This is a genomic window from Dehalococcoidia bacterium, from assembly GCA_022449765.1.
Taxonomy (GTDB): Bacteria; Chloroflexota; Dehalococcoidia; order Lucifugimonadales; family Australimonadaceae; genus UBA2963.
The window spans coordinates 79,979-91,289 of record JAKUPZ010000002.1; the positions used below are offsets into that span (position 1 = coordinate 79,979).

The window sequence follows — 11,311 nt, forward strand, 5'->3', positions numbered from 1 at the left end:
TTGAATGTATGAGTGAACCTACTGCGAGGTTCACCTAGGAGAATTGACATGCCGAACGGGACTGACTTTAATGCCATACGAATTTCTCTTGCATCACCTGAACAGATCAGGCAATGGTCATATGGAGAAATAACTAAGCCGGAAACAATTAATTACCGTACGTTGCGACCAGAGAAGGATGGTCTTTTCTGTGAGCGTATTTTTGGACCTACCAAGGACTGGGAATGCTATTGCGGTAAATATAAAAAGATTCGGTATAAGGGTGTAATTTGTGATCGCTGTGGAGTTGAAGTCGCTAGGGCAAAAGTGAGGCGTGAGCGTATGGGGCATGTTGCTCTTGCTGCTCCAGTGGCACACATATGGTTTGCCAAAGGAATCCCCAGTAGATTGGGCCTGCTGTTAGATTTATCCCCAAGGAATATGGAACGGGTACTATACTTTGCGCAGTATGTAGTGATCTCTACTGACCCTCTTTTGCAGACTCGAAAAGTTGAAGAATTAGAGAATTTATTTGCACAGCAAACTGAGGCTTTGGAAACACAATTTACAGAGCAACTACTCGTTCTCGAAGCTGAATTAGAATCTGAGTCTAGTGATGCGAAATTAGAAATTCAAAGCAAAATCGACGAGTTGCACGAGAATAATAAAAGAGCTACTGCCGAACTTGAAAATGCACTAAAACAAGAGGTTGATGACATAGAGAGTATTCAACCTATGATGCTTCTTACAGAAACTAGGTATCGCGATCTCAATGATAAGTATTCTGATCTTTTCCGTGCAGGAATGGGTGCTGAGGCGATACTTGATATTCTTAAAACAGTTGATTTGGAACGCATTAGCCAAGAATTAGAAATTGAAATACGTACAACTTCTGGGCAAAAAAGAAAAAGAGCAATAAAGAGAGCGAGAGTTATTGAGGCTTTTCGCCGTAGTGGAAACAAACCTGAATGGATGGTTATGACTTCCCTTCCAGTCCTACCTCCAGACTTACGGCCAATGGTGCAATTAGATGGGGGGCGTTTTGCCACTAGTGATCTAAACGATCTCTACCGAAGGGTTATTAATCGGAACAATCGGTTGAGGCGGCTGCTTGAGTTAGGGGCACCAGAGATAATTATCCGTAACGAGAAACGGATGCTGCAAGAGGCTGTAGATGATTTAATCGATAATGGTCGCAGAGGCCGCGCAATTGTTGGTAGTCATAATCATAAATTAAAGAGTCTGTCTGATTTGCTTCGAGGGAAACAAGGGCGCTTTCGTCAAAATTTGTTAGGTAAGCGAGTTGATTATGGAGGCCGTTCCGTCATTGTAGTAGGACCTAGCCTTCGCTTACATCAATGCGGATTGCCTAAGAAAATGGCACTGGAATTATTTAAACCGTTTGTAATGAATAGACTTGTGGTACAAGGATTTGCACACAACATCAAAAGTGCAAAGAGGATGGTAGAGCGGGAAAGACCTGAAGTTTGGGATATATTAGAAGAAGTAATCCAGGGTCGCCCTGTGATGCTCAATCGTGCTCCTACTTTACATCGCTTAGGTATTCAAGCATTTATGCCTACGCTTGTAGAGGGTAGTGCTATTCAACTTCATCCCCTAGTATGCGCTGCTTTCAACGCAGATTTTGATGGTGATCAGATGGCTGTTCATGTGCCACTTTCTCAAGAGGCAGTGCATGAAGCTCGAAATGTAATGCTTAGCACTTTTAACATGCTTTCACCTAGTTCGGGTGAGCCTTTAGTAGCTCCTACTTATGAAATCGTGCTTGGCTGTTACTACCTCACGCAAGTAAAAGAGAACGCTAAAGGTACTGACACGAAGTACCGTGATTTTGAAGATGTGATGATGGCTTATGATTCTGGTCTTATTGAGCTGCATTCCCAAGTATCGGTACGCACAAAAGACCATGAAGAGGGTTGGCTTAAAACTACTCCCGGTCGAATAATATTTAACCAAGTATTACCAGAAGAAGTGCGTGCATATCAGAAAGTAATGGACAAGAAAGAGCTTAAAGAGCTTGTTACTGCTGTTTACAGACTTTCGGGGAATGAAGTTACTTCTGTTGTATTAGATAAACTAAAACAGATTGGATTTCATTACGCGACTGTATCCGGTACCACCATTGGAATTACGGATATTAAAGTTCCTAAGGAGAAGTCAGAGATTATAGCTGGAGCTGATGCTGAAATTACTGAGCTTGAAGATCAGTATGAAATGGGCTTGATAACTGAGCGAGAGAAGCACAATCGTGCTGTAGCAGCCTGGCAGAGAGTTTCTGGGAAAATGGATGAAGTTATCCAGAAGCACTTACCCGAATTTGGTGGGATCTACACAATGGCTCACTCCGGAGCTCGCGGTAATGAAGCCCAGATCAAACAGATGGCAGTTATGCGTGGATTAATGAGCAATCCACGTGGTGACATTATTGAACTGCCAATTAAATCAAGCTTCCGCGAGGGCCTCACGGTTTTAGAGTATTTCATCTCAACTCACGGTGCTAGAAAAGGATTGGCTGACACGGCTTTGCGGACAGCAGATTCTGGTTATTTGACAAGGAGATTAATTGACGTAGCACAAGAAGTTATTGTTCTTGAAGAAGATTGTGAAACTGATCGTGGAGTAATTTTGCATGCCGATGCATCTGAAGAAGATGTAATGATTGCTGGGATTGCAGAAAGAATTATTGGTCGGGTAGTTTCCTCTCCAATTGCTCATCCAGAGACAGGTGAAATCATCGCAGATATTGGTCTGATTATTGAAGAGCACAAGGCTAAAGAGATCGAAAATGCTGGTGTAAAAGAACTTTGGCTCCGAAGTCCTCTGACTTGTGAAGCTACTAGAGGTATCTGCCAGGTTTGCTATGGCCGCAGCCCTGCGTCTGGGAAATATGCGTTGATTGGCGATGCTGTAGGTATCATTGCTGCTCAGTCAATTGGAGAACCAGGAACACAATTAACGATGCGTACCTTTCACATGGGAGGTATTGCTGGGAAAGATATTACCTCTGGTTTGCCAAGGGTCGAAGAGCTTTTCGAAGCTAGGTCACCAAAAGGTAAATCGACAATTGCAGAGATTGATGGGGATGTAATTATTTTCGAGAATGGAACAATAATTGGGGATTATGTTGAAGATCCGGATCCTCAGGTTTATACCCCTCCAACATCAATGACTACAGTGATTCGTGTTGTAAATAAAATCCCTTTCACAGATTCATATTTGATCCCAGAGACTCACAAGTTAGTGGTTAAGGCCAAGCAGGTAGTAAAGGCAGGTCAAGTTCTTGCACAGGCGCGTCCGAAAAAGGGTACGAAACCCTCGGACGATAATGATGAAGAAGTTGATCAAAGCCCTCAACTGGTGGATTTATTGGCACGTGTTTCTGGAGTGGTACGGGCTGTGGACGGCGGAATTGAAATAGATGCTTTTGAAATTGAAGTGAGGGATCATCCTGTAGATGCGACTGATCAAAGATTAGTGCGAACAGGAGATGCAGCTTATGCTGGAGGCAAGCTAACTAGCGGAGTCAAAGATCCCCACGATATTCTTCGTGTAGAAGGAATTGAAGCAACTCAACGGTATTTAGTTGAGCAGGTGCAAACTGTTTACAGGAACCAAGGTGTTTCGATAAATGATAAGCATATTGAAACTATTATTCGGCAATTGCTGCGTTGGGTACGTGTTGAAACAAGCGGCGATACTGACCTTTTACCGAACCAATTGACGGACCGATTACAATTCCAGGAAGTCAATGAACGAATTATTGCTGAAGGCGGCGAGCCTGCTACTAGTAAGCCAGAAATTTTAGGGGTAACTCGCGCATCCTTGAATACTGACAGCTTCTTAGCGAAAGCTTCTTTTCAAGAGACTGCAAGAGTGCTTACCGAAGCCGCAATTTTAGGTGAAGTCGATTACCTTCGCGGTCTCAAAGAGAACGTGATCATTGGACGATTGATCCCAGCAAGACTGGATGTTTCTGAAGAAGGACGTCAATTACTTGGCTTGCCTGAATCTTCATTTGCTACTAATGCCGCTGTTGTAGACGATGGTGAGAATGATGTGGCTGACTTAGCACAATTGATTGAAGATATTCCTGGAGATAATTCAAGTATCGACAATATCTTAGAAGATATTTTAGGTACAGACGATGAAGGGGATGATGATATCTTCGATTCTGTAGAAGATGACTTAGCAGAACCAGAAATAACTGCAGACGATGATATTGCAGATCCCGAAATCACTTCGGACGATGATCCTTTTGAGGAAATTGAAGAAGAATAAAATCACTGGTTGGAGCAAGAGGAAACCTCTTGCTCCAACCAGTGATTGATTTATAAGCCTGTAAGCAAAATACCTAAAGAAAGGGCATAACCTGTCCAAGCGTGTAATTTCGCACTAATAACCATAAGCTTATTCATTGAGGCTTTGTCATTGCCCCTGAAAACTTTGACAATTGATTGAATACCTATCGGGATTGTAACGAGGCCTAGTGATATCCAGTAACCTAGTTCACTTAACGCCAAAGCTCCTATAACTAAATACGCAGTTACTATGAACATAGAATAAACGAATTTAGAAAAATTAGACCCTAATAAAATAGCGATACTGATTTTGCCTGCTTTAGAATCCTCATCAACATCGCGCATATTGTTGCAATGAAGAATCGCAGTGACTATGCACCCAACAGGAATTGAAACAAGGAATGAGTGCACAGAAATTGATTGCACTTGTACGAAATAAGCAGACATAACCATTACAGGTCCCATAAATATGAAAACTATTATTTCGCCTAAGCCAATATGGCCCAGAGGTTTTGGGCCTCCCGCGTAAAGGTATGCTACTAAGACGCTTACTAGCCCAATTAAGAGGATAGGGAACCCCGCGTAGTAAGTTATAATTAATCCTGTAATGATTCCGTAGGTGAACACTACAATCATTCCATTTAAAACGTTTCGTTCACTTAAAAGCCCACGCTGTATAACTTTGTGGGGAGCTAGAAATTTGTCTGAGCCCCCTGTACTTCTGTGATCAGCGTATTCATCAGTTAAATTGGTTCCAATTTGAATCGCAATTGACCCTGTGATACAAAGAAAGAATAAAGGTAAATTAATTGTAGTTACTGTTGTGGCGAGCGAAGTCCCTACTAAAATTGGAGCGATTGAAGCGGATAGCGAAAAAGGTCTTATCCCCCAAAACCAAGCATGTAACTTTGCAAGGAATTGCGTTCGGTTTATATTTACCAATTTTGATTCCGGAATGAACTGAAATCAGGCTTTCTTTTTTCGTTAAATGCATCAACTCCTTCTTGGGCTTCTGCTGTTCCGTAGTACATTTGCACGGCGCCATGCGCCATTTGTTGTAATCCGTATGCCCAATCAGTACTTTGATTGAATGATGCCTTTAGGAATCGTATTGCTGTAGGACTCATTTCTAAAATCCTATTAGCCCAGTCTATGGCGGTGGCTTCAAGTTCTTCAAACGGGACAATTTTATTAATTAATCTCATTTCGAGAGCTTCGGATGCGCTGTATTGGAGGCATAAGTACCATATTTCTCTTGCCTTCTTCTCCCCTACTATATTTGTTAGAAATGCCGTTCCAAAACCTGCGTCAAAACTACCAACTTTCGGTCCGGTTTGCCCAAAAATAGCATTTTCTGAAGCTATACTAAGATCACATATGACATGCAGGACATGCCCTCCGCCAATTGCATACCCATTTACGGCTGCTATCACAGGCTTTGGAATCATTCTGATAATTGTATGCAATTCAGATATTCGTAATTTATTATGTCCGTCGTTTGCTTGGTATCCGTGATTACCGCGAATTTTTTGATCACCACCACTTGAAAACGCCTTATCGCCTGCTCCAGTAAGTATAACTACGCCAATCTGGTCGTCATCCCAAGCGTCTTGGAATGCACTAATCATCTCGTCAATAGTTAATGGCCGAAAAGCATTTCTCACCTCAGGACGATTGATGGTAATAGTAGCTATTCCGTTTGTTTTGGAAAAAAGAATATCGGTATAATTCATGTTTTACCTCGAGCTAGTCAATTCTGACTAGGGGCAGTACGTATTGAAGAAATCTAAGGTTTTTGCCCATGCATCTTTTGCAGAGTCTGGGCGAAAACTTTCACGCTCTTCACAGAAGAATCCATGTCCTGCATTCTCATAGTAATTGAAATTACAGACTTTGCCTAAACTCATCAATTTATTCTCAAGCCCTTGTACCTGTGTAATTGTGGGGTTTTGGTCTTCTACTCCAAAGAATCCTATGATAGGTATCTCTAACTGATCTGCTTCTATATCTGCGGAGAAGGTGCCCTTAGTATCTTGCGAAGGGAACATGTTCCCTCCGTAAAAAATGGCAGCTCCTGCCAACCCTTTGGCACGAATGGCCGATTGCAGAGAAATGCGGCCACCCAAGCAAAACCCCACAATTCCTATATTGCTGGTTACGTCTTCACGGTTGTGCAAAAAATTTATAGTTTGCTGGATATCAGTATCGATGGATTGGTCTGAGAAGCCTTGACGCAAATCTTCGCGCATTTCTTGGAGTTTATCGTAGGTGGCAAAACGTAATCTCCCAGATCGATGGAATAAATCAGGCGCAACAGCAAAAAACCCTGCATTTGCAAATCTTTCCGTGATATTTACGATATGAGGGTCTAACCCAAAAGCTTCCATAATTACAATAATTGCTGAATGAGGTTTTGTTCCTACTGGTTTTGCTGTCACCAGCGCCATATCTCCATCAGGTGTTGCAATATCTATTATTTCTTTCGTGATTTCCATAATTACTCCGTAAATTTAAAATAGGTGAGTAGAAAAAAAATCTAACGCGCGGCCCCATGCTTCTTTACTTGATTGTGGATGGAAGCCAGGGCTGCCCGATTGAGCGAATCCGTGATTTGCCCCTTTAACTGTGATTATTTCGAGAGGGTGTTTATTCGTAATCGATGCTTTATGAATAACTTCGATTCCATCAGGAGGATTGAATTCGTCTAGCTCTGGGAAAAAAATCATTAGAGGAATATTAATATTCTTACCGTTGTCTATTGGTTTTAGTGATGCTTTAATGGCCGGGTCTGCTTCTCTGAGCCGAGTGGGATAAAAGGCAACTGCAGCATCAAAATCGCTGGTATTTGAAGCAGCTAAATAAGTTATACGTCCTCCTAAACAAAAGCCTGTAATTCCTATTTTCCGATTGGAGTGATAAGTATTTTTGATATGCCTTGAAAGTATTTCCATATCAGATTTATGACCTTGATTTGTCATACCTTTTCGCAAGCTCATCATCGCCTCAATCGTGTTACCCAATATAGATGTCGTTTGCAATTCACCAACTCTATAAAATACATCAGGGGCGACTACGCGATAGCCATGCTGAGATAGCCATTTGGCTTGCTCTAGCGCATCAGGAGTGAGTCCATGAGCATCGTGTACCATAATGATTGTTGGGATATCTGCTTGCTTAGTTACATTAAATACAAATACCGTCATCACTCCATCATTTAATTGTAAGCTGAGTTTTTCCATTTTAGATAGTCGTCTCGTCGTTCAGATATAGTTATAAGCCTTCGCTTCAGATACCATAAGCTTGAGTATAGTGGATAGCAATTCGAGGTAAGAGTATTGCAAGTTGAAATAGATATTTATTCTTGGGTGGTGATTGGATTAATTGCCTTAGTCAACCTAGGGATAGTTATAACTGCGACTCGAATGAAAATCAGTTATGAAATAAAACGAGGAATATTGGGTACACGTGTTATTGAATTGCTTTGGACCGTGTTGCCTTTTGGTTTGACCGTGGCCATTATTTGGATTTCTTTTAGGGTATGAGGTTAAATGAAAACAGATCAGAGTGAATGGGTTTCGAGGGCAGGGAAATCAGCATTGGTAGCGTCTGTATTGACTATACTACTTATAGCGTATGGTTCATGGGTCCGTGTATCTGGTTCTGGCTTAGGTTGCCCTGATTGGCCTCTGTGTGAAGGTAACGTTATCCCTGAATTACAGGGAGATGTTGCCATTGAGTTCGGTCATCGATTTCTTGCAGGGATCACAATGATTTTGGTTATTGTGACATCTTTTTTTGCATATAAAGGCCGTACAGAAGATATGTTGACTGCAAAGTTAATATTCCTAGCGCTTTCAGCTATTTTTATCCAAGCAATTCTTGGTGGAATTACAGTATTAACCGAGCTTCATGGGATGGTTAGGTTGGCACACTTGACATTCGCTATGCTCACGCTGGGACTATTAGTTAGTGGAGCAGCACGCTCGCTTAACATCAAGGGCATAAGTATGCCAACTCCCAAAAGAGCGAGGGCAATGATTATTGCTACTTTATTTGTGGTGCTTGCTGGAGGCCTAATAGTAGGATCCGGCGAAAGTTCAGGATGTCCAGGGCTTCCTTTGTGTGATTCTAGGAGCAGTAACGCTGCGTTATTGTTTCATAGCCTCCATCGTATTGCCGCAACACTTCTTGTTTTTGTGTTTGTGTGGACAGCATTTCAAGTCCGAAAAAATGGGGCGAAGGGTTTTACATGGATTATTAGCTTAGTGATTGCATCACTTGCTCTTTTGCAATTTAGTGTAGGAATTAGTGCGATCGTTACCGATCTTCCTCAATCACTTAGAGTTATTCATTTGGCACTTGCAGCTACCATATGGTCATTTGTGGTAGCTCAATTTAATTTGAGCCTCAAGGGAGAGAGCCAAAAGTGAGGTTTGCTCGTCAGATTATAACTCTCTCTAAGCCTCGAGTAATTTTTTTATTAGTGGTTACTGGGGCGGCAGGAGTATGGAAAGCTTCGGAAGGAGATCCTGACATTGCAATCCTGCTCGCTGTTATTTTTGGAGGGACACTAGCTTCAGCGGGCTCAAACGCTATAAATCAGGCTTTTGATTCTGATATCGACGCTTTGATGCGCCGAACAAGACATCGTCCAGTGCCATCAAACGATATCGGTGCTTTTTACGCATCTGCAGTAGGGATGTTTTTTATCATCCTATCGATATTAATTATGTTTCTATGGACGAATTTACTAGCATCCATTTTGATGATGGTTGCTGCCGCAGTGTATGTTTTTGTATATACAATCGTTTTGAAAAGACGATCCTGGAATAATATAGTTATTGGAGGTGCAGCAGGTGCATTCCCGCCACTAATAGGGGCGACTGCTGTTTCTGGAGAGATTACAGCAATTGGCTTGTATATGTTTGGGTTCATATTTTTTTGGACTCCACCACATTTCTGGACTCTTTCTATATTGCTTAAAGATGATTATGCAGATGCAAAAATCCCAATGCTATCTGTAGTCGCTAGTCTCAGGGATACAACGGTTCAAATCGCACTTTACGTTATGCTCCTTATAGTGTTTTCGTGGTTGCCTGTTGTTGCAGGGTACGCTGGCTTAACATTTGCTTTTTCTAGTTCTATTCTGGGTGTTTTTTGGCTTCAGAAGATCCGCTTGATGTTTAAAGAACCAAGTTCAAAAAACACCTTAAGTACCTATAAATTTAGCTTATTGCATTTAGCTTTGGTGTTCTTGGTATTAGCACTAGAGCCACATCTACCATGGTATTGATCTGATGTGTCAGTTCCCAGTGAAATGTGCATCCCTTTTTTCTTTAAATGAAATAACCCCTTCAATAAAATCGTTACTCGCTTCCGTAGCATCTATTGCTTGAAGGGAATCCTTAGGAATTCCTCTTACGCCCCCGTACCGTTTTAAATCACTCAGGGCTTGTTTATGGAAACGATGCGAAACAGGGGATAGTTCAGCAATTTCTATAGCTAATGCTGCAGTGGCATCATAAAGTTTTCCATGTTCGGTAATAGTAGATACTAGCCCTAGTGACAGTGCACGATTTGCATCGATAGAACGCCCAGTTAGTAAAAGATAATTTGCCTCATTATGACCAACAGCTTGAATTAATTTTTCCAAATGATGGTGTGAAATAGCAATTCCTCTTTTTGCTGCAGGCAATCCAAATTTTGCTGTATCAGAGGAAACTCTTATGTCCATACAGAGCGCTAGCTCAAAGCCTCCACCCAAGCAATACCCTTCTATTGCAGCTACAGTAGGCTTAGTAAGGCTAGATATCGCATCGCATGCTTCATCAACATTCTGGCGGTACTTCTGGGCTAGTTGAGGGGTACTTCTGGTGGTATCAAAATCGTTAATATCTGCCCCTGCAGAAAATGCCTTGGTGCCTGCACCTTGAAAAATTACTACTCGAACAGAGTCATTTGATTGTAATTCAGTGGCTATTTGAGGAATTTGCTGCCACATTTCAGATGTGATCGCATTCAACTGTGAAGGACGATTGATTGTAATAGTAGCTATAGGAGAATCTATATCTAAAGCGAAACCTTTATGTATCATCTGCTTCACTCATTATTTTCATAACATCACTTAATGACAAACCATCTTCAATAAATGTGTCTTCGGAATTAGCGTAGGTCATTAAACAGATTGGACATTGAATTAATTCTTGTTCAATGATGTCAAAAGTAGTACCGCATTCTATACATTGCATACGCCGACTATATATCACCTACTAAGGCTGGGCCACTCTTCTAGCAGTCGCCCGCCTTTGCTACCAGGGAATCGATAGCTTAGAAGAGAAGAAATATGCCAAAACATTGCAGGATTACTCGCTATCACTGGTATACCGAGTGTAGATTCAATATCTTCAATTGCGTGTAAGGGGTTTAGTGGCGCACCTTGAAAATATATTGCCTCAACATCAGGATATTCTTGGTATGCATTTATTGCTAAGCTAAACACTTCTTCAGTGGTTTTGCGCTCCGTGGAATCCACGTCTGCTTTTCGAGTATCAGTTCTATTATTAATGGGAACAGAAACTTCCAAAGCTTGATCTTCAAGGAAATCTTGAAGCAGCGAATTGAGACCATCATCAAATGGCGTAAGAAGAAGAATTTTTTTTGCCCCAAATGCTTTCAAAGCAGCAGTCCCTGCTTCCAAAGCTGTGGTTATGGGGATCTCAATAACTGCACGTAATTTTTGGATATGATCTGGGTTTTGTACTTGCATAGGAGCACCCATTAATGCAATCCCGTCCCATTTATTCTGGGATTGGAGCCCTGTTACCAGATGAATATGTTCCTCTGTTTTACCTTTCAGGTCGTACAAAGAATCTTTCCACAGGCTTAAAGGAGTAATTTCAACTGAGGCTTCTTGAGGTATAAGGTTCAAGAAATCATCATAATGTGAACCTCTTCGGTTATTCGCACTTAAGAATCCAAGGCTTACTACAGGCATTTACTTACTCCTAGAACAT

10 protein-coding genes are annotated in these 11,311 nt (G+C 41.6%); 4 read left to right on the forward strand and 6 right to left on the reverse strand.

Annotation, left to right across the window (positions count from 1 at the left end; genetic code table 11):
- The first annotated feature begins 48 nt into the window (after window positions 1-48).
- On the forward strand, window positions 49-4,278 hold the full coding sequence (gene rpoC, locus MK127_01290; protein MCH2531435.1) for a DNA-directed RNA polymerase subunit beta': 4,230 nt from the start codon (window positions 49-51) through the stop codon (window positions 4,276-4,278).
- Between the two features lie 50 nt (window positions 4,279-4,328).
- Here the strand turns inward: rpoC and menA are convergent, their stop codons facing one another.
- From menA to MK127_01310, 4 genes are read right to left on the reverse strand one after another with little or no spacing between them, the layout of a single operon-like run.
- Window positions 4,329-5,240, reverse strand: a complete 912-nt coding sequence (gene menA, locus MK127_01295) for a 1,4-dihydroxy-2-naphthoate octaprenyltransferase (protein MCH2531436.1) — start codon at window positions 5,238-5,240, stop codon at window positions 4,329-4,331.
- Window positions 5,234-6,031, reverse strand: a complete 798-nt coding sequence (gene menB, locus MK127_01300) for a 1,4-dihydroxy-2-naphthoyl-CoA synthase (GenBank protein ID MCH2531437.1) — start codon at window positions 6,029-6,031, stop codon at window positions 5,234-5,236. The genes menA and menB overlap by 7 nt, the downstream gene beginning before the upstream one ends.
- Before the next feature lie 27 nt (window positions 6,032-6,058).
- Window positions 6,059-6,793 (reverse strand): dienelactone hydrolase family protein, encoded by a 735-nt coding sequence (locus MK127_01305; GenBank protein ID MCH2531438.1) that lies wholly within the window; start codon window positions 6,791-6,793, stop codon window positions 6,059-6,061.
- 15 nt (window positions 6,794-6,808) lie between these two features.
- A complete protein-coding gene (locus MK127_01310; GenBank protein MCH2531439.1) occupies window positions 6,809-7,537 on the reverse strand; it encodes a dienelactone hydrolase family protein in 729 nt (242 codons plus the stop codon).
- 96 nt (window positions 7,538-7,633) lie between these two features.
- Between MK127_01310 and MK127_01315 the strand changes: the two genes are divergently transcribed.
- From MK127_01315 to MK127_01325, 3 genes are read left to right on the forward strand one after another with little or no spacing between them, the layout of a single operon-like run.
- On the forward strand, window positions 7,634-7,840 hold the full coding sequence (locus MK127_01315) for a hypothetical protein (GenBank protein MCH2531440.1): 207 nt from the start codon (window positions 7,634-7,636) through the stop codon (window positions 7,838-7,840).
- Window positions 7,841-7,846: 6 nt separating this feature from the next.
- Complete coding sequence (locus MK127_01320; protein ID MCH2531441.1) at window positions 7,847-8,728, forward strand: COX15/CtaA family protein; 882 nt, start codon at window positions 7,847-7,849, stop codon at window positions 8,726-8,728.
- Window positions 8,725-9,591, forward strand: coding sequence for a heme o synthase (locus tag MK127_01325; GenBank protein ID MCH2531442.1), 867 nt, complete (start codon window positions 8,725-8,727; stop codon window positions 9,589-9,591). The genes MK127_01320 and MK127_01325 overlap by 4 nt, the downstream gene beginning before the upstream one ends.
- 9 nt (window positions 9,592-9,600) lie before the next feature.
- On the opposite strand, the gene MK127_01330 is transcribed toward MK127_01325, so the two are convergent.
- On the reverse strand, window positions 9,601-10,392 hold the full coding sequence (locus MK127_01330) for an enoyl-CoA hydratase/isomerase family protein (protein MCH2531443.1): 792 nt from the start codon (window positions 10,390-10,392) through the stop codon (window positions 9,601-9,603).
- 168 nt (window positions 10,393-10,560) lie between these two features.
- The gene (locus MK127_01335; protein MCH2531444.1) at window positions 10,561-11,292 is read right to left on the reverse strand and encodes an aspartate/glutamate racemase family protein; all 732 of its coding nucleotides are present in this window, start codon (window positions 11,290-11,292) and stop codon (window positions 10,561-10,563) included.
- Window positions 11,293-11,311: the final 19 nt, after the last annotated feature.

Coding starts and splice junctions, on each gene's coding strand:
- MK127_01330 (MCH2531443.1), bottom strand. CDS start 10,392: ATGATACATAAAGGTTTCGCTTTAGATATAGATTCTCCTATAGCTACT.
- MK127_01335 (MCH2531444.1), bottom strand. CDS start 11,292: ATGCCTGTAGTAAGCCTTGGATTCTTAAGTGCGAATAACCGAAGAGGT.
- MK127_01305 (MCH2531438.1), bottom strand. CDS start 6,793: ATGGAAATCACGAAAGAAATAATAGATATTGCAACACCTGATGGAGAT.
- MK127_01320 (MCH2531441.1), top strand. CDS start 7,847: ATGAAAACAGATCAGAGTGAATGGGTTTCGAGGGCAGGGAAATCAGCA.
- menB (MCH2531437.1), bottom strand. CDS start 6,031: ATGAATTATACCGATATTCTTTTTTCCAAAACAAACGGAATAGCTACT.
- MK127_01310 (MCH2531439.1), bottom strand. CDS start 7,537: ATGGAAAAACTCAGCTTACAATTAAATGATGGAGTGATGACGGTATTT.
- rpoC (MCH2531435.1), top strand. CDS start 49: ATGCCGAACGGGACTGACTTTAATGCCATACGAATTTCTCTTGCATCA.